General features: G+C 65.1%; 16 protein-coding genes and 3 pseudogenes. 11 read left to right on the forward strand and 8 right to left on the reverse strand.

The features are described 5' to 3' along the window. Positions 1-9: 9 nt before the first annotated feature. Positions 10-927 (forward strand): sugar ABC transporter permease, encoded by a 918-nt coding sequence (locus J0J01_RS06230; protein WP_296379370.1) that lies wholly within the window; start codon positions 10-12, stop codon positions 925-927. A gap of 2 nt (positions 928-929) precedes the next feature. After that, positions 930-1844 carry a carbohydrate ABC transporter permease gene (locus tag J0J01_RS06235; RefSeq protein WP_296379371.1) on the forward strand — a complete coding sequence of 305 codons (915 nt, stop codon included), beginning with the start codon at positions 930-932 and terminating at the stop codon, positions 1842-1844. A 27-nt stretch (positions 1845-1871) separates the two neighbouring features. On the opposite strand, the pseudogene J0J01_RS06240 reads toward J0J01_RS06235, so the two are convergent. From J0J01_RS06240 to J0J01_RS06255, 4 genes and pseudogenes are all read right to left on the reverse strand, one after another. Further along, positions 1872-2044 (reverse strand): annotated as a pseudogene (locus J0J01_RS06240) (JAB domain-containing protein); the annotation flags it as partial. A gap of 251 nt (positions 2045-2295) precedes the next feature. After that, complete coding sequence (locus tag J0J01_RS06245; RefSeq protein WP_365736113.1) at positions 2296-3981, reverse strand: GMC family oxidoreductase N-terminal domain-containing protein; 1686 nt, start codon at positions 3979-3981, stop codon at positions 2296-2298. A 236-nt stretch (positions 3982-4217) separates the two neighbouring features. Next, positions 4218-4399 (reverse strand): annotated as a pseudogene (locus tag J0J01_RS06250) (JAB domain-containing protein); the annotation flags it as partial. 266 nt (positions 4400-4665) lie between these two features. Continuing rightward, positions 4666-5709, reverse strand: coding sequence for a methyltransferase (locus J0J01_RS06255; RefSeq protein ID WP_296379372.1), 1044 nt, complete (start codon positions 5707-5709; stop codon positions 4666-4668). A gap of 104 nt (positions 5710-5813) precedes the next feature. Between J0J01_RS06255 and J0J01_RS06260 the strand changes: the two genes are divergently transcribed. Both J0J01_RS06260 and J0J01_RS06265 read left to right on the forward strand, forming a co-directional pair. Next, positions 5814-6416 carry a MarR family transcriptional regulator gene (locus tag J0J01_RS06260; protein ID WP_296379373.1) on the forward strand — a complete coding sequence of 201 codons (603 nt, stop codon included), beginning with the start codon at positions 5814-5816 and terminating at the stop codon, positions 6414-6416. After that, positions 6343-7551: an ABC transporter substrate-binding protein gene (locus tag J0J01_RS06265; RefSeq protein ID WP_296379374.1), complete on the forward strand. Its 1209-nt coding sequence runs from the start codon at positions 6343-6345 to the stop codon at positions 7549-7551. The genes J0J01_RS06260 and J0J01_RS06265 overlap by 74 nt, the downstream gene beginning before the upstream one ends. A gap of 212 nt (positions 7552-7763) precedes the next feature. Here the strand turns inward: J0J01_RS06265 and radC are convergent, their stop codons facing one another. Continuing rightward, positions 7764-8732 (reverse strand): DNA repair protein RadC, encoded by a 969-nt coding sequence (gene radC, locus J0J01_RS06270; RefSeq protein ID WP_296379375.1) that lies wholly within the window; start codon positions 8730-8732, stop codon positions 7764-7766. Between the two features lie 43 nt (positions 8733-8775). Here radC and J0J01_RS06275 point away from each other — a divergent pair, with 43 nt between their 5' ends. Beyond that, on the forward strand, positions 8776-10164 hold the full coding sequence (locus J0J01_RS06275; protein WP_296379376.1) for a serine hydrolase domain-containing protein: 1389 nt from the start codon (positions 8776-8778) through the stop codon (positions 10162-10164). Here the strand turns inward: J0J01_RS06275 and map are convergent. Beyond that, complete coding sequence (gene map / locus J0J01_RS06280) at positions 10161-11039, reverse strand: type I methionyl aminopeptidase (protein WP_296379377.1); 879 nt, start codon at positions 11037-11039, stop codon at positions 10161-10163. The two genes, J0J01_RS06275 and map, sit on opposite strands and share 4 nt — an antisense overlap. Positions 11040-11096: 57 nt before the next feature. Between map and J0J01_RS06285 the strand changes: the two genes are divergently transcribed. Further along, the gene (locus tag J0J01_RS06285) at positions 11097-11879 is read left to right on the forward strand and encodes a molybdopterin-binding protein (protein WP_296379378.1); all 783 of its coding nucleotides are present in this window, start codon (positions 11097-11099) and stop codon (positions 11877-11879) included. Positions 11880-11998: 119 nt separating this feature from the next. Here the strand turns inward: J0J01_RS06285 and J0J01_RS06290 are convergent, their stop codons facing one another. Both J0J01_RS06290 and J0J01_RS32685 read right to left on the reverse strand, forming a co-directional pair. Next, positions 11999-12322: a BrnA antitoxin family protein gene (locus tag J0J01_RS06290; protein ID WP_296379379.1), complete on the reverse strand. Its 324-nt coding sequence runs from the start codon at positions 12320-12322 to the stop codon at positions 11999-12001. Between the two features lie 13 nt (positions 12323-12335). Beyond that, a pseudogene (locus J0J01_RS32685) lies at positions 12336-12416 on the reverse strand (BrnT family toxin); the annotation flags it as partial. 134 nt (positions 12417-12550) lie between these two features. Here J0J01_RS32685 and J0J01_RS06295 point away from each other — a divergent pair. The 5 genes from J0J01_RS06295 (at position 12551) to J0J01_RS06315 (ending at position 17289) form a co-directional block, all read left to right on the forward strand. Further along, a complete protein-coding gene (locus J0J01_RS06295) occupies positions 12551-13633 on the forward strand; it encodes an AbrB family transcriptional regulator (protein ID WP_296379380.1) in 1083 nt (360 codons plus the stop codon). A 1-nt stretch (position 13634) separates the two neighbouring features. Beyond that, on the forward strand, positions 13635-15005 hold the full coding sequence (locus J0J01_RS06300; protein ID WP_296379381.1) for an amidase: 1371 nt from the start codon (positions 13635-13637) through the stop codon (positions 15003-15005). After that, on the forward strand, positions 15002-15391 hold the full coding sequence (locus J0J01_RS06305) for a VOC family protein (protein ID WP_296379382.1): 390 nt from the start codon (positions 15002-15004) through the stop codon (positions 15389-15391). Before J0J01_RS06300 ends, J0J01_RS06305 begins: the two co-directional genes overlap by 4 nt. A gap of 2 nt (positions 15392-15393) precedes the next feature. Next, positions 15394-16068, forward strand: a complete 675-nt coding sequence (locus J0J01_RS06310) for an aspartate/glutamate racemase family protein (protein ID WP_296379383.1) — start codon at positions 15394-15396, stop codon at positions 16066-16068. Between the two features lie 84 nt (positions 16069-16152). Next, positions 16153-17289: an ABC transporter substrate-binding protein gene (locus tag J0J01_RS06315; RefSeq protein WP_296379384.1), complete on the forward strand. Its 1137-nt coding sequence runs from the start codon at positions 16153-16155 to the stop codon at positions 17287-17289. The last annotated feature ends 63 nt before the right edge of the window (positions 17290-17352 follow it).

Below are 17352 nucleotides of genomic sequence, written 5' to 3' on the forward strand. Positions count from 1 at the left end.
GAGGCGACCATGACCGCTGCGACCGTACTGGATGTCGGCTCGCCTTCGTCGACACGGAGGCGATCGTTCTGGCGTTATTGGCGTGGGAACCTCAAAGGATCGGAGTTCGCGTGGGCTCTCGCCTTCAGCGTTCCGTACATCGCCGTGTTCGTGGCCTTCGTCGCTTACCCGGTGTTCTACGGTCTCTGGATGGGGAGCGACCCGGCCCTGTACTCCGACGTGTTTTCCGACGTGATCTACCAGGATACGGTCGTCAACACGCTGGTTTTCGTGGCGCTGGGGGTCAACCTCAAGCTGTTCCTGGCGTTGCTGCTGTCCGGCGTCTTCATGCGGCCGGGCTGGTGGACCAAGGTGATGTTGATGCTGTTCGTGCTGCCCTGGGCAGTGCCGCAGCTGCCGGCCTTCATCTCGCTCCATTGGATGCTCAACGGCGAATGGGGACTGCTCAACAACGCGCTCTGGATCCTGGGCGGGATCGAGGGTCCGTCGTGGCTGAACGAACGCTGGACCGCGCTCGGCGCGGCGATCGCCTCGCATATCTGGAAATGGACGCCGTTCTGGACCGTGATCCTGTTGGCCGGCCGCATGTCGATCCCGCAGGACATCTATGACGCGGCGAAGGTCGATGGGGCGACCGGGTTGAACAGGTTCCTGTTCGTGACCTTCCCGCTGCTCGCCAACCTGTACCTCGTGTTGACCTTGCTCGCGACGATCTTCCTGCTAGGCGACTTCAACACCGTGTTCTTCGTGACGGGTGGCGGACCGAACAACGAAACGCACCTGCTGGCGACCTTGGGCATTCGCAACGCCTTCGACCTGGCCCGGCCGGATCTTGGTGTCGCGGTGGTGATGACCGCGTTGCCCGTGCTGATCCCGCTGGTGATCATCCTGATGCGCAAGCTGAGGACCGCGGAGGTGCAGCTATGAGCATGCGGATCGCAGTCTCGGAGCCGGTGGCGGTCGGTCCCAGGTCGGGTTCAGCCGGGCGACGGGGGCGCGTGGCACGACGCTGGCGATATGCCAACAGTGCCGGGATCGCCGTGCTTTACGCCGTGATGTTGGTGTGGACCTTAACGCCGCTCTACAACATCGTGATGATCGCCCTCGAGCATGAAGGCGATGTCTACGGCAACAACATCCTCCCGGTGCAGCCGTCGCTCGACAGCTTCTGGGTCGTCTTCACCCAGGGGTACTGGTATCTCGAACATTTCTGGCACCAGTTCGGCAATACCGTATTCATCGCCGGCATGGTGACCTTCCTGGTGCTGCTGATCGCGTCGATGACCAGCTTCACGGTCGGGCGAATGCGCCTGCGCAATGGCTGGCTGATTACCAACGCGGCGCTGCTGACATACGTGATCCCGGCGTCGTTCCTGGCGATCCCCTTCTACCTGATCATGAATCGCTACGGGCTGGCCAACAATCCGTGGTCGGTGATTGCTGCCCTGGTGACGTTCGCGACGCCGTACGCGATCTTCATCTTCCAGGAGTACGGCCGAAGCATCCCGATCGAGCTGGACGAGTCGGCGCGGATCGATGGCGCCTCGCCGCTGCACATTTATCTGCGCATCTACCTGCCGCTAATGGCGCCGGCCTTGGTCGCGGTCGGTACCTATGCGCTGTTGCTGGCCTGGAACGAATATCTGTACCAGTTCCTGTTGCTGTCGGATAAGCGGAACATGACCGTGCCGGTTGCCCTGGCGCAGTTCCTGAACAGTGACCAGGCCCCATGGAACTACATGATGGCGACGGCGATCATCTATGCGCTTCCGCCGCTCGCGACCTATTACGCGTTCCGGCATCGCATGAGCTCCGGCCTGACCATGGGCGGCGTCAAGGGCTGAGCGCGCCGGAGGACCGCATCACGAGCGCTACGACAGCAGCCCCAGGCTCGTGAAGCTCGCGTGGCCCTTGCGGCCGATCACCAGGGGGTCGTGGATGGCGATGCCGAGCGGCTCGGCGGCGGCGCGGATCTCCCTGGTCATCTCGATGTGTCGTCGCGCGACGGCTTGGGATCGCCCGACGGGTGGTTGTGCAGCAGTATTCTATAAGAACACACGACATTGAATTAGAAGGAGTTTTGCCTTCATCAAGAAGTTGGTGGGGTATGGGTCGGGGATCGGTAGTCTGTGATCCAACATGATCGTCATTCTTGATGACCTTCAAGCACGTCTAGGCTGTACGCAGCACGTTGGATCACCGAAATGTCTACACCGGTAGCCATAGAACCTCAAAAGATCGTCGTTGTAGACATTGTGGGCATCTGGAGGGAGTGCCACGGGCGCAGGTGCACCTCTATCCGGCTAGCACCAGGTCGCTCGCCCTTTCGGCTACCGCGGTCACGGCAGCGTTGGTCATCGCAGCCGGAATGCCAGGCAGTACTGAAGCGTCAACAATACGCAACCCCGTGATGCCTTTGACGCGCAGGGCCTCGTCAACGACGGCTCCGATCCGGCAGGTGCCGACGGGATGGTGGAACGAATCTGTCGCCCGACGAATAAAGTCCCGCTGACCGGCGGTATTCGCCCAGCTGGGACCAGGGTAAATCTCCTCCGCCCGCCAGTCAGCAAAAGCCGCGGCGGCGCCGATGTCGCGCGCGAGTGCCACGCCCTCGGCAAGAACATCGACATCGGCAGGCTCCGACAGGTAGTTCGGATCGATGAGAGCTGGGGCAAGCGGATTGCTGGAGGCGAGTTTCACGCTGCCTCGGCTGAGCGGCCGCATTAGGCAAGGCACGAGGACATAAGCCGGAGAAGCAAGCGGTCCGACGGTAGGCCGGACGAATGGCAACGACAAGCACATGATGAGGTGATCCGGACTCTCGTTGGGCTTCTCGTGTGGAACGTAAAGGAGAGCGTCGGCGTGGTTGTAGTGGGAGCTTGGAAACTCGCGACGCGCCGTGTAAGCCACGCCGGCCAAAAGCAGATGATCTTCGAGATGCCGGCCAACGTCGGGCAGATCGACGGCGATGGGGATGTTGAGAGATCGAAGCTCATCGGCAGGACCGATGCCCGACAACATTAGCAAGCGCGGCGAATCAATGGCACCGGCACACAGCAAGACCTCGACGTCGGGCCGCACGACACGCTCGGCAATCCGGACGCCTAGGCACCGTTCACGCTCGATCTCCAGACCGAGTACTTCCGTGCCGGGGAGCAAATCCACCTGCTCGCCTTCGAGTCCTCCAAGATAGGCAGTCGCGGCATCATCTCGAGTGTGTCCCTTGATGCTAAGCTGGTTCCAGCCGACGCCCGTGGTAATTGCCCCTCCCAAATCGGACGTCATCGGGAATCCCAATTCCTGCGCCGCGGCGACGAAGGCCGATGCGATTGGACTGCGGTCTGTTACGTCTGCCAGCGAAAGAACATGCAAAGGCCCGCTGCCGCCACGCCACGCATTGGCTCCGCCGGAAAACGTCTCGGCGCGCTTGAAATACGGCAAAAGGTCAGCCTGGCGCCATCCCTCGGGCCACCGATCATAGGCGGCCGAGTGGCCCCGCTGGTAGGCGAGGGCATTGATAGCGCTCGAGCCGCCCACGACCTTTCCACGCGGACACGAAACGGCACGGCCACCCAGTTCCGGCTGAGGGGTCGTCGAATATCGCCAATCTATCTCGCTACCCTGAAGCTTGGGCCATTCTGGCGGAACTGCGACGGCCGCCAGCTGCGCCGGGCCTCCCGCCTCGATCACGAGTACCCGGCGCCCAGCACGGCCAAGCCGGTGCGCCAGCACACAACCCGCCGAGCCCGCACCAATGATAACGTAGTCATAGGTTGGCTGTAGCTGCTCAGGCGAAACAAGGGTGCGTATGCCAGACGCAGCCATCGTGGGCCGAGCGAGGCCCGACAACGCGAGTCCACCAGCGACAGCAGCACCAAGTGCCTTGCGTCGCTTGAGCTCACCCCTTCCACTGTCGTTTGACGCGATGCTCCCTTTTCCGGTCGTGCCGCTTTTGAACCCGAATGATCGTGTCCCGTTCATGCTGCCTCTCCGAATCCATTGTAGGCATGGAGAAGGATGGCCGCGAGTGTTGTCGCCGGGCAACGTCCGCTTTCAGGGGTAATGCTGCAGACATATGCTAAGCCTCGGGTTTACCGTTTTTGTTGAGGCTTCTCGGACGCCTGCCGCTCGAGTATGTGGCATCGTCCCTCACGCGGCAGGCGTCCGAGAACCCTCAACAACAGCGTACGTTCGTTGGAGGTCGGCATCAAAGAGCCCTACGACAGCAGCCCCAGGCTGCGGAAGCTCGCGTGGCCCTTGCGGCCGATCACCAGGTGGCCGTGGATGGCGATGCCGAGCGCTCGGCGGCGGCGCGGATCTCCCTGGTCATCTCGATGTCGTCGCGCGACGGCTTGGGATCGCCCGACGGGTGGTTGTGCACGAGCAGACCCGTCGATGTATGACGGTGATAATACTGGATTTCTTCATGCGAGTGAGATCATGGGGGACGGTAACCGATGCTTGTTCGTGGTCATCCTGCCGCATCATGTTCGTTCTCGGCGCGCGCTTTTGGGTCACGGTCGATCACCTTAGAAACGTCCGCTTTGCACTCGGCATCCGACGTTTTTGTGTTGTTGCGCGATGTCGGAGAAGTGCCAGAAGCGGAAGTGCCACCTGACAAATACGAACGGCGCCAATTTCGACCCAAAGCGCGGTGCGCAATTATCAGATAACTCCAGAACCGCCTGGGACAGCCTCCATCAAGGCTAGGTCCGACGGGGCCGGCAGCACGGTCATACGCGTGGCCGTGAAGCCAGAAGCCTTCAGCAGTCTTCGGTACTCTTCCTCGGTCCGCTCAATTCCGCCCGTAATAGCAAGCATGCGGATATCGAGCGATGCACTACGCTGATTCGCCGGCGTTGGAACCATCCGATCGGGCATGATGCGCTCGATCAATAACAACTTTGTGTTGGGCGATGCCGCCGCCCGGCATTGGCGAAGGATCTCCGTCGCGCGATCGTCGTCCCAATCGTGGATGACGCTCTTGAGCATCATCAGATCCGCGTTCGCTGGAACCGATTTGAAGAAATCTCCGGCGACAACCGCACAGCGGTCGGCGACACCGGCCTGGCGAAGCGTCTCGTGTGCCGCGGTCAAGCCGGCGGGGATGTCGAACAGGACGCCTGAGGCGGCCGGCGTGGCGCGCAGTACGCCGGCGAGGAAGGTCCCATTCCCGCCGCCGACATCCATGATCCTGCGAAAGGCCGAAAAATCATACGCCATGACGGCGACGCGAGCGATCTGGCGCGTCACATCCGCCATGGCTGCGTTGAACACCGCCGCGTCGGCCGGATGGCTGGACAGATACTGGAAGCTGTCCATGCCGAATGCGCTCTGCATGCCGGTCTGGCCCGTTCTCACAACGTGTTCGAGCTCCGCAAGGCACTTCCAACTGCGCTGATCGCCGAAGAAGCGCGCGAAATTGCGCACCGACCCCGGGGAATTGCTTTGCAGCTGGGCACCCAGCGGGCCAAGGCCGAAGTGGCCGGGAACGGGTTCCGCGAAGACGCCGTGCGCACAGAGTGCGCGCAGCACGCGACGCAACGCAGGAGCGTGCGTTCCTGTTTTTTCTGCAAGGGCTTCGGCCGTGATGGCACCGGCGGCGATTAGATCAGCGATGCCGAGCTCTGCCGCCAAGTAGACAAGCCGGGACACCATGAAAGCGGCGATCAGCGGCATGACGCTGGGAGTGCTGGCACTGCTGGTCATGGTCTGGATCCTCAAAGAAAGACGACCGCTGGCCGCGACGACGCAATGACATTGACACGGCGATTGCTGCGTATTCTAATCAAAAGAATTCTTAGGATATTCCAATGCCCGTGTCTAGCGAGCGCCGCGAACCCATGAATTCCGTGCCTCCGCGGCACCGCGTGCCCGCTCATCTGGCACGCCGATTCCACCAAATCTGCCTGGGCGCGGTCGCCGAAATCATCCTGCCGGCCGGCATCACTCCCAGCGAATACGCGGTCCTGGCGGTGATAATTGATCTTCCGAATCTCGATCAGCAGAGCCTGGCGAATCAGCTCGGCATCGATCCGGTGAGCGCCGGGCAGATGATCGCAAGGCTGGAAACGTCCGGCTATCTCGAACGGCGCGTCGCGCCGCACGATCGCCGGGCACGACTGCTGGTCGCAACGCGAGCCGGAGCAGAGTTGCGCGAGAGCCTGAGACGCCCCGCCCTGGCAGCCCAGAACCGGATACTCGAGCCGCTGAGCGTTCGCGAACGCCAGACCTTTCTCGAGCTGCTGACCCGGGTCGTCGAGGGCAATCAGAGTTATGCGCGGCCGGGCAATGGACGACGCCCGCCCCGCCGGCCGTCTGCATCCAGCAAGGAGATCGCCCATGACCTTCGCCAGGAGCCTGTGCGCCGCCGCAATGCTGGTCAGCCTATCATGCGGCGCGACGCGCGCCGCTGACACCGAACCGGGTCCCGGCGTATCGGCAAACGAGATCACGGTCGGCCAGACCATGCCGTACAGCGGTCCGGCATCCGCCTACGCCGCCATCGGCGTGGCCGAAGCGGCGTACTTTCGGATGATCAACGAGCGCGGCGGAATCGATGGACGCAAGGTCACGTTGCTGTCGCTCGACGACGGCTACACGCCTAGCAGGGCGGTCGAGCAGACACGCCGGCTCGTCGAGCAGGATCATGTGCAACTCATCTTCAGCACGTTTGGGACCGCGACAAACGCCGCGGTTCAGCGGTACCTGAACGACCGCGGCGTGCCGCAGCTCTTTCCGGTGAGCGGTGGCTCGCGATGGGATGACCCTGGGCGCTTTCCTTGGACCATGGGGTTTCAGCCGACGCTCCGAACGGAAGGTCGCACGGTCGCCCGATACCTGTTGCGGACGCACCCGAACGCGCGGATCGCCGTCCTCTACCAAAACGACGACTTCGGGAAGGACTATGTGAAGGGCCTCGAAGAGGGCCTGGGGCCCGAGGGCAAACGTTCCCTCGTCATGAAAGCGAGCTACGAAACCGCCGATCCGACGGTGGAATCGCAAATCATCGCGCTTCGCGCATCGGGCGCAGATACCCTCGTCAACGTCAGCACGAGCAAGTTCACCGCGCAGGCCATCAGGAAGATCCACGACCTCGGCTGGCAGCCGCTTCATTTCGTTTTCTCGGGGTCCAGCTCGCGGGCTGAAGTGCTAGTGCCAGCCGGCCTCGACAATGCGCAAGGCTTGATGACGACGCAATGGGCCAAGGATCCGACCGACCCCAAGTGGCGGAACGATACGGCGACCCACGGCTGGCTGCAGTGGATGACGAGCCACAACCCGCAAGGCGAGCGTGACAGCTCGCTCAACGTCGCCGGCTACAACTGGGCGATGGCGCTCGAGCAAGTGTTGCGGCAGGGCGCGGGCGACCTCTCGAGGGCCAACATCATGCGGCAAGCGGCGAGCCTCGATCTCCAGCTCCCGATGATGCTGCCAGGGATCAAAGTGAGCACCAGCAGGCATCGGTTCAATGCGGTCCGCGACCTCGCGCTCAAGAGGTTCAATGGGGAGTTCTGGGAGAGCGTGGGCGGCATCATCTACGGAGAGTGACGGTCGCGGGCGGCGTCGCGGCTTGACGCCAACGGTCGCCAAAATGGCTGTGCATCCGTAGCTGTACCGGTGCTTGCTGCGTCCGCTATGGGTCATGAGCTGAAAGCCTCACGCCGAGCATGTCTCTTCCGCAATGCCCTCAATAGCGGACATTCGCCAACTGCAGGACTTGGTCAGCGGACACGGCAACGCGCATCTACGGCTGGCGGGCCTCACAATAGTCCCAGCGACCGGAAGCTCGCATGGCCCTTGCGGCCGATCACCAGGTGGTCGTGGATGGCGATGCCGAGCGGCTCGGCGGCGGCGCGGATCTCCCTGGTCATCTCGATGTCGTCGCGCGACGGCTTGGGATCGCCCGACGGATGGTTGTGCACCAGGATGAGCGCGCTGGCCTCGTGGTGCAGGGCACGCTTCACCACCTCGCGCGGATAGACCGGCGTGTGGTCGACCGTGCCGCGCTGCTGCACCTCGTCGGCGATCAGCTCGTTCTTGCGGTTCAGGAACAGGATGGCGAAGCGCTCGGTCTTCTCGTGCGCCAGCGTGGCGTGGCAGTAGTCGAGAAGCTGCTGCCAGTTGCCCAGCACCGGCTTCTTCGCGACCTTCTGCAGCGCCAGCCGCCGGCCCGATTCGCGCAGCGCGCGGAACAGCACCAGCGTGCGCTGGTCGATGTCGAAGTCGCGCAGATGCGCCGGATCGGCGGCGAACAGGTCGCCCAGGGTGCCGAAGCGCTCGATCAGCCGCTTGGCCAGCGGCTTGGTGTCGATGCGCTCGATCGCATAGAACAGCAGCAGCTCGAGCAGCTCGTAGTCCTCGAGGCCCTCGGCGCCCGATTTCAGCACCCGCTCGCGCACCCGGCCGCGATGGCCGTGATAGTGCGGCTTGGGTGGCGACGCGCCAGTACCGGTGCCGCTGTTGTGCCCGAGCGCCGCCGGCGTGGCCTGGATCGCGGCGGCGAGCCTGGCCGTCGGATCCGCGCCGGTGAACTCCCAGCACATGTCGAGCCGGTTCCAGGTGCCGCCGGCGTCGCGCAGCGCAGCCCGATGCGGCAGCGTGTTGCCGCTCACCCGCCAGCGGTCGTCGGTCGATTGCAGGCGCAGGCCCGCCGCGAGCAGGGAGAGCAGGGCCTCGTCATCCGCCGCTTGCGCGGCCGTCTCGGCAATGGCTCTTTTCGCTCTCCCCATGCGGGGACCATCGCGTGCAAGTCGGGCGGAAAGGCGGCAGGAAATGGCAAAAGCCGTGGACATGGAGATCGATGGCGTCTGTGCCGCCTTCGCCCGCCAGGAGAGCATCCCCGGCCTGGTCGCCGGCGTCGTGCAGGGCAGGCGGCTGGCGCACGTCACGACCTTCGGCCGCGCCGACATCGAGGCCGCCCGTCCGGTGACGCCCGACACCGCCTTCCGCATCGCCTCGATGACCAAGAGCACCACGGCGCTCGGTGTCCTGGCGCTACGCGACCAGAGCCGGCTCGCGCTCGATGCGCCGCTCAGCGACTACGTTCCGCAATTCGCTGCTGTCGCGCCGGCGACGCGCGACAGCGCGCCGGTGACGGTGCGGCACCTGCTGACGCATACCGCGGGCTTCGTCACCGACGATCCATGGGGCGACCGCGTGCTCGGCATGACGCCAGCGGCGCTCGATCGGCTGATCGCGACCGGCCGGCTGTTCGCCCGGCCGCCGGGCCTCGCCTTCGAGTACAGCAACCTGGGCTACGCGCTGCTCGGCCGTGTGCTGACCAATGTCAGCGGCCGGCCCTACCAGGCCTTCCTCCGCGAGACGATCCTGGAGCCGCTCGGCATGACGCGCACGACCTTCGATGCCGTCGCGGCGAGCGCTGAGGATTTCGCCTGGCCCTACCGCGTCGACGACGGCGTCTTCTCGCGCGAGCGGCTGGAGCCCGACGGCGAGGTCGGCGCGATGGGCGGCCTCGCCACGACGGCCGGCGACTACGCCCGCTACGTCGCCTTCCTGCTCGACGCCTGGCCGGCGCGCGACGATCCCGAGATCGGACCGGTGCGGCGTGCGAGCGTGCGGGAGATGGGCCTGTTCCACGCGCCGCCTTTTGCGCCCGATCCGCCGGTTCCCACGGCCTACGGCTATGGCCTGATGGATGCGGCCGATGCGACGCTCGGCCGGCGGCTGCATCATCCCGGCGGCCTGCCGGGCTACGGCTCGCACATGCTGTTCCTGCCCGGGGCGGGCGTCGGCGTGTTCGCCTTCGGCAACCGCACCTACGCGTCGATGTCGCGGCTGACCGTGCGCCTCGCCGAGCTGTTCCTCGCCGCGCAGCCCAAGCCCGCGCCGGCCGCGCCGTCGCCCTGGCTGAAGCGCGCAGTCGAGGCGGTCGCTGCGGCCTATGCCGCGGGCCGCATCGAGACGGCCGAAGCGGTGTTCGCCGAGAACCTGCTGCTCGACATGCCGGCACCCCTGCGCAACGCCGAGCTTGCGGCGCTCAAGCGGCGGCTGGGCGAGGGGAGGCTCGACTCGATCGCGCCGACCCACGCCTTGGCCGGCCGCTTCACGATCGCCTGCGAGAAAGGCCGGCTCACCGGCACGATCATCCTGTCGCCGGAAGCCGAGCCTGGCATCCAGAAGCTGACGCTCGCGGCCGACTAGGCCGAGACCGCCTGCTTGGTGTCGCTGCCGGTCTTGTCGAGATCGTAGGGCGGCTTGGTCAGGCCCTTGGGCGAGAGGGTGAAGAACTCGACGCCGGTCTCGGTGATGCCGACCGAGTGCTCGAACTGCGCCGAGAGCTGCTTGTCGCGCGTCACCGCGGTCCAGCCGTCGCTCAGGATCTTCACCTGCCAGGTGCCGACATTCACCATCGGCTCGACGGTGAAGAACATGCCGGGCTTGAGCTCCGGCCCGGTGCCCGCCCGGCCGTAATGCAGGATGTTCGGCGCATCGTGGAAGATGCGGCCGAGCCCGTGGCCCGAGAAGTCGCGCACCACCGAGAAGCGCTGGCTCTCGACATAGCTCTGGATGGCGTGGCCGATGTCGCCGACATGGCCGCCCGGCCTGGCGGCGGCGATGCCGCGCATCATCGCTTCGTAGGTGACGTCGCACAGCCGGCGCGCCTTCACGCCGACTTCGCCGACGTAGAACATGCGGCTGGTGTCGCCGTACCAGCCGTCGAGGATGGTGGTGACGTCGATATTGACGATGTCGCCGTTCTGCAGCCGCTTGTCGCCCGGGATGCCGTGGCAGACCACGTGGTTGATCGAGGTGCAGATCGACTTGGGATAGCCGCGATAGCCGAGCGGGGCGGGGATCGCCTTGTGGTCGAGGATGAACTCGTGGCACAGCCGGTCGAGCTCGCCGGTGGTCACGCCGGGCACCACGTGGGGCGTGATGAAGTCGAGCGTCTCCGCCGCCAGGCGGCCGGCCCGGCGCATGCCTTCGAAGCCCTCCGGGCCGTGCAGCTTGATGGTGCGCTCGTCGCGCCGCCAGTAGTCGACGCTGTCGTCCGGGATGTCGCGGGGACTGCTCATGCGGCCCTTATTTGGCACCAGATGCCGGCAGTAACAAGGCCATGCTAGGCTGTTGATATGCCCGAGACTTCCCCGCCTGAGACTGGCACGTCCAAGACCGTCACCGCCTGCATCCTGGTCATCGGCAACGAGATCCTGAGCGGCCGCACCAAGGATGCCAACATCCAGTACCTGGCCACCGAGCTGAACCAGCTCGGCATCCGGGTCATGGAATGCCGGGTCATCCCCGACATCGAGGCGACCATCGTTGCGACCGTGAACGAGGTCCGGGCCCGGTTCGACTATGTCTTCACCACCGGCGGCATCGGCCCGACCCACGACGACATCACCGCCGACTGCATCGCCAAGGCCTTCGGCGTCGGCATTTCCGAGCATCCCGAGGCGATCGCCCGCATGACCCGCCACTACGGAGACACCGCGCTGTTCACCCCGGCGCGGCGGCGGATGGCGCGGGTGCCCCATGGCGGTACGCTGGTGGACAATCCGGTCTCAGTGGCGCCGGGCTTCCAGATGGAGAACGTCTTCACCTTCGCCGGCATCCCGTCGGTGGCGCAGGGCATGTTCCAGTCGATGAAGCACCGGCTGGTCGGCGGCGACCCGGTGCTGGCGCGCACCGTGCGCACCAACCTGCCCGAGGGCATCATCGCCGAGCCGCTGGGCGCCCTGCAGAGCCGCTATGCCGATATCGACATCGGCTCGTACCCGGCGTTCCGCAACGGCAAGCCCAGCGTGTCGCTGGTCCTGCGTGGCACGGATGATGCACGCCTCGAGGTCGCTGCCGCCGAGCTGATCCAGACGATCAAGGGCATGAACGGCGAGGCGGAGGAGTTCGTAACCTAGAGCATATTCCGTTCGGCTGGAATCAGCCGAACGGAATATGCCTGCTGCAACGACAACGCCCGTGCGCGCATTTCCGAGCAGATGGAACCGCTCGCGGTTCCATCTGCTCGGAAATCGCTCTAGGCGGCCGATTTCCAGTTGAAGCGAGGGCGTCGGCGAGCCGCCACGCAGTCGCGCAGATAGAGATTGATCAGGCTCTGGTAGGGGATGCCGACCTCGGACGAGATCGCCCTGAAATAGTCGATCGCCTCCTGGTCGAGCCGGATTGTGATCTGCTTCTTCAGCCGCGCCGCATAGGGATTTTTGCGGCCGGCGGAGAAGTCATACTCCTTTCGCATGGTCATCGGCTCCGTCGATAAAAGGTGGTTTCGCGAGGTGTGGCCTTTCGCGCCGAGATCTGTCTTCTGCATCCGAATGATCGGGATCGTCGATGATTTTGCCATCCGGATCGGCGAAGGCTGACTGCGCTTCCTGAAACGTGACGCCGTGCTTGCGGAAATTGCTCGCCGACTTCCGGGCGCCCCATTCGAAGCGCAGGGCCCACTATAACTACAATATAATTCTTTTGTAGTTTCTCTTCAACCGCATAGCAGGGCTGCCTTGGCCTGCATCTTGCGAGGCGCTACTAGGGTAGCTTCATCGTTTTCCCAGTTGGAGATGGACGCAGTTCGATGCCGCCGGGCGTTCAATGGGTCGTGCTGGTTGCACTGTCGGCCGCGATCGCGGCCGTTCTGTTGTGGCTGCATGCGCCGGCGGCGCTGATGCTCGGGCCGCTGATCGCCGCCATCGTGGTGGCGTCGAACGGCGCCAGGCTCAGGCTGCCGCTGACGCCGTTCGTGCTGGCGCAGGGAATCGTCGGTTGCCTGATCGCCAAGATGGTGCCGCTGTCGATCGTCGGCGACGTGCTCCAGCACTGGTTCCTGTTCAGCGTCGGCGTGCTGGCGGTGGTCGCGATCTCGAGCGGGCTCGGCTGGCTGATGACGCGCTGGCAGGTGCTGCCCGGCACGACGGCGCTGTGGGGCACCAGCCCGGGGGCGGCCTCGGTCATGACCATCATGGCGGAGTCCTACGGTGCCGACGTCCGGCTGGTCGCCTTCATGCAGTATGGCCGCGTCGTGTTGGTGGCGGTGGTCGCGGCGCTGGTGACGCACGTCTTCGGCGTCAATACCGCCCACGCCCATGCCGAGATGGTCTGGTTCCCGCCGGTCCACTGGCTGGGGCTGGGCGAGACGCTGGCGCTGGCGGTGATCGGCCCGCTGGTCGCGCGGCGGCTCAACATCCCGGCCGGCGCGTTCCTGGTGCCGATGATCGCCGGCATCGTGCTGACCCACATGGGCCTGATGTCGATCGAGCTGCCGCCCTGGCTGCTGGCGGCGAGCTATGCGCTGGTCGGCTGGAACGTCGGCCTGCGCTTCAGCAAGCCGCTGCTGATCCACGCCGCCCGCGCCCTGCCGCGGATCATGGCCTGCATCCTCACCATGATCGTGCTGTGCGGCGGCGTCGCCTGGCTGATGGTCGCGGCGATCGGCGTCGATCCGCTGACCGCCTACCTTGCCACCAGCCCCGGCGGCTCGGATTCGGTCGCGATCATCGCCGCCTCCAGCAATGTCGACGTGTCGTTCGTGATGGCGATGCAGACCGTGCGCATGATCGCCGTGCTGTTCATCGGCCCGATGCTGACCAAGTACATCGTGACACACAGCAATCCCGTTTCCTCCGTTTCCACGCTAAAGTCCAAAGATGACCATCCATGACATGACCGCAGTCGACCTGCTGGCCGCCTACAAAGCCAAGAAACTTTCCCCTGTCGAAGTCACCGACGCCGTCATCCAGCGGATCGAGGCCTGGGAGCCGAAGCTGAAGGCGCTCTACGCGCCGGATTTCGAGGGCGCGCGCAAGGCCGCCAAGGAGTCCGAGAGGCGCTGGCAGGCGGACAAGCCGCTACCGCTCGACGGCGTGCCGATCACCATCAAGGAGAACATCGCCACCAAGGGCGTGCCGGTGCCGCTCGGCACGGCGGCGACCACCATGACTCCGGCTGCGGCGGACGCGCCGGCCGCGGCGCGGGTGCGCGAGGCGGGCACGATCATCCTCGCGAAAACGACCATGCCCGACTACGGCATGCTGTCGTCGGGCCGCAGCTCGTTCCATCCGCTGACCCGCAATCCCTGGAACCTCGCCTGGAATCCCGGCGGCTCCAGTGCCGGCGCGGGCGCGGCGGCGGCAGCCGGTTATGGACCGCTGCATCTCGGCACCGACATCGGCGGCTCGGTGCGCCTGCCGGCGGGCTGGAACGGCATCTTCACCCTGAAGCCCAGCCTCGGCCGCGTGCCGGTCGATCCGCCGTTCCTCGGCCGCGTCGTCGGGCCGATGACGCGCACGGTTGCCGATTCCGCGCTGCTGATGGCCGAGCTCAGCAAGCCCGATCCGCGCGACCACATGAGCCTGCCGCCGGCCGACATCGACTGGTCGGCTGGGCCGCTCGAGCCGAAAGGCCTCAGGATCGGCCTCTATCTCGATGCCGGCTCGGGCCTGCCGGTCGATGGCGAGATCAAGGCGGCGATCGAGGCGGCGGCCAAGCTGTTCGCCGATGCCGGCGCCAGGGTCGAAACCCTGGAAGGCTTCCTGTCGCCCGAGATGCTGCATCTGCAGGACCTGTTCTGGCGCGTGCGGAGCTGGGTCGATTTCTCGGCGCTCAGCCACGCCAAGCAGGCGAGCGTGCTGCCCTTCATCGCCGACTGGTGCCGCGGCGGTGCCGACGTCTCGGGCGCGATGGTCATCAAGGGCGTGAACAACTACATGGCGATCCGCGCCGCGGCGACGCGCGCGACCCAGCCGTTTGACTACGTGCTGTCGCCGACCTCGCCGGTACCGACCTATCCCGCCGAATGGGAGACGCCGACCAACGACGTGCACAGGCCGCTGGAGCACATCTCCTTCACCATGCCGTTCAACATGAGCGAGCAGCCGGCCTCGTCGATCAACTGCGGCTACACGAAAGAGGGCAAGCCGATCGGCCTGCAGATCGCCGGCCGCCGCTTCGACGATCTCGGTGTGATGCGCGTGTCGCGCTGGTACGAGCAGGCGAGGGGCCCGCAGAAGAAATGGCCGGAACCGGGCGCATGAGCGCCTTCAAGTCGATCCGGGCCGTCGACTACACCGTCATCTTCGTGCGCGACATGGCGGCGATGCGCCGCTTTTACGAGGACGTGCTCGGTTTCGCGATGGTGCGCGAGCTGTCGCCGCGCTGGCGCGAATACCAGGTCGGCGCCAATACGCTGGCGCTCGCGGTCCCGAGCCTGACAGCGGAGGACCCGCCGATGCCGAAGGGCAGCGCCGCGCTGCAGCTCGCTTTCAAGGTGTCGCCAACGGAAGTCGACGACTGTGCCGAGGAGCTGGCGAAGCAGGGCGTCGCGATCGTCTCGCCGCCGACCGACCGGCCGTTCGGCCATCGCACGCTGTTCTTCCGCGATCCCGACGGCAACCTGCTCGAGATCTACGCGGAGATCTGAGCATGAAACCGCTCGGCATCCTGATGCTCGACACGCGCTTCCCGCGGATCGAGGGCGATATCGGCAATCCCAAGTCGTTCGACTTCCCGGTGATCTTCCGCCGGATGGAGGGCATCGGCTCGGTGGACGCCGTCGCCGTACATCCCAACCGGCCCCGCGTGCTCGCCGCATTGAAGGCGAATGCCGAGGCGCTGGCGGCCGAAGGCGCCATCGGGCTGTCGACGAGCTGCGGCTTCCTCGCGCTCTACCAGAAGGAGCTCGAGGCGCTGTCGCCGGTGCCGGTCGCGACCTCGGCGTTGCTGCTGATCAAGACATTGAAGGGCAAGAAGGTCGGCGTGATCACAGCGTCTGCAGAGAACCTGACGCCGGCGCATTTCGAGGCGGTCGAGGCGCCGGGTGACACACCCGTGCAGGGCTTGCCGGCCGACAGTTCGTTCGCGGCAACCTTCCTGCACAACGGGCTGACGCTCGACCGCGACGCCGTCGAGCGCGAGACCGTCGAAGCGGGCCGGGCGCTGATGCGAACACATCCGGACATCGACGCCATCGTGCTCGAATGCACCAACCTGCCGCCCTACAAGCCGGCCCTGCAGCGTGCGCTGGGCGTGCCGATATTCGATGTGCTCGATCTCCTGCGCGACTTTCGGAAGCGGCTGGGTGGCCGCGTCAGCGGCTGACGGGCATCGAAATTGCTGCGATAGTCCGCGGATAGAAGAAAAATTGGGGGTTCGGCAATGCGCACCAAAGGAATTCTGCTCGCGATGGCATTGTCCGTCGCGTCGTTCGGCGCGGCGGCACAGGATATCGGTGTCGGCCTGATCGTCCCCCTGTCGGCGCCGGGCGATGCCACGGGCGGCCAGCTCATCCGTCGCGGCGCCGAGATCGGCATCGAGATGGTCAACGCCCAGGGCGGCGTGCTGGGCAAGAAGATGCAGCTCTTCGTGCAGGATTCGCAGGGCAAGCCCGAGGCCGGCGTCGCCGCCTATCGCCGGCTGGTCAGCGAGAACAAGGTCGTCGCAGTGCCGGGCTTCTTCCATTCGTCGGTGTCGATCGCGGTCAACGAGGTCGCCAAGGACATGGGCGTGCCGACGCTCGCGGTGCAGGCCTCGGCGTCCGACATCACCGCCAAGCACTACGACATCGCCTTCCGCACCCACGTCGTCGATCCGGTGCGCGTCGAGACCTGGATGACGTTCATCAAGCAGAAGGGTTTCAAGCGCGTCTCGCTCATTGCTGAAACAACCGATTATGGCATCGGCCTCGCCGACGAGACCCTCGCCCAGGCCAAGAAGATGGGCGGCATCGAGGTCCAGAAGGTGATGTTCGACCGCACCGTCACCGACCTCACGCCACAGCTCCTGCAGGTCAAGGCGTTCAAGCCGGACATGGTGATCAACATCGGCGTCGGCCAGCCGCTCGATCTGATCATGGATCAGGCGACGACGATCGGCCTGCTGCCCAACACGCCGATGCTGATCTCCTACGATGCGCCGACGCGGCCGCAGTTTTGGCAGCTCCACGAGAAGAACGGCAACGGCATCTACTTCATCGCCTACTACTCTCCCAAGTCGAAGCTCTCCGACATCGGCGACCAGTTCGCCAAGGCCTACAAGGAGAAGTACAAGGAAGACCCGGTCTATGGCGCGTTGAACGGCTTCGGCGCGGTGATGATCCTCGCCCAGGCGATCAAGGCGGGGAACAGCGCCGATCCCAAGACGCTGATCAAGACGCTCGAATCGGGCACCTACAAGAGCTGGCCCGATGCGCCGGTGACCTTCCCCAAGGCTGACGGCGTCTATTGGCACAACTGGGTGCCGCCGGTCCTGATCCTGCACTACACGGCGGCGAAGCAGGACTGGAAGGACGCCGAGGTCACCGTCACCTACTCCAAGAAGTGACACCGAAGGTGTCATCCTGAGCCGTAGGCGAAGGATCTAGCGCCAGCTTCAACGGATTCGTTG

It is taken from the genome of Reyranella sp., from assembly GCF_017305915.1.
Lineage (GTDB): Bacteria > Pseudomonadota > Alphaproteobacteria > Reyranellales > Reyranellaceae > Reyranella.

Coding starts and splice junctions, on each gene's coding strand:
- J0J01_RS06230 (WP_296379370.1), top strand. CDS start 10: ATGACCGCTGCGACCGTACTGGATGTCGGCTCGCCTTCGTCGACACGG.
- J0J01_RS06235 (WP_296379371.1), top strand. CDS start 930: ATGCGGATCGCAGTCTCGGAGCCGGTGGCGGTCGGTCCCAGGTCGGGT.
- J0J01_RS06245 (WP_365736113.1), bottom strand. CDS start 3,981: ATGAACGGGACACGATCATTCGGGTTCAAAAGCGGCACGACCGGAAAA.
- J0J01_RS06255 (WP_296379372.1), bottom strand. CDS start 5,709: ATGACCAGCAGTGCCAGCACTCCCAGCGTCATGCCGCTGATCGCCGCT.
- J0J01_RS06260 (WP_296379373.1), top strand. CDS start 5,814: ATGCCCGTGTCTAGCGAGCGCCGCGAACCCATGAATTCCGTGCCTCCG.
- J0J01_RS06265 (WP_296379374.1), top strand. CDS start 6,343: ATGACCTTCGCCAGGAGCCTGTGCGCCGCCGCAATGCTGGTCAGCCTA.
- radC (WP_296379375.1), bottom strand. CDS start 8,732: ATGGGGAGAGCGAAAAGAGCCATTGCCGAGACGGCCGCGCAAGCGGCG.
- J0J01_RS06275 (WP_296379376.1), top strand. CDS start 8,776: ATGGCAAAAGCCGTGGACATGGAGATCGATGGCGTCTGTGCCGCCTTC.
- map (WP_296379377.1), bottom strand. CDS start 11,039: ATGAGCAGTCCCCGCGACATCCCGGACGACAGCGTCGACTACTGGCGG.
- J0J01_RS06285 (WP_296379378.1), top strand. CDS start 11,097: ATGCCCGAGACTTCCCCGCCTGAGACTGGCACGTCCAAGACCGTCACC.
- J0J01_RS06290 (WP_296379379.1), bottom strand. CDS start 12,322: ATGGCAAAATCATCGACGATCCCGATCATTCGGATGCAGAAGACAGAT.
- J0J01_RS06295 (WP_296379380.1), top strand. CDS start 12,551: ATGCCGCCGGGCGTTCAATGGGTCGTGCTGGTTGCACTGTCGGCCGCG.
- J0J01_RS06300 (WP_296379381.1), top strand. CDS start 13,635: ATGACCGCAGTCGACCTGCTGGCCGCCTACAAAGCCAAGAAACTTTCC.
- J0J01_RS06305 (WP_296379382.1), top strand. CDS start 15,002: ATGAGCGCCTTCAAGTCGATCCGGGCCGTCGACTACACCGTCATCTTC.
- J0J01_RS06310 (WP_296379383.1), top strand. CDS start 15,394: ATGAAACCGCTCGGCATCCTGATGCTCGACACGCGCTTCCCGCGGATC.
- J0J01_RS06315 (WP_296379384.1), top strand. CDS start 16,153: ATGGCATTGTCCGTCGCGTCGTTCGGCGCGGCGGCACAGGATATCGGT.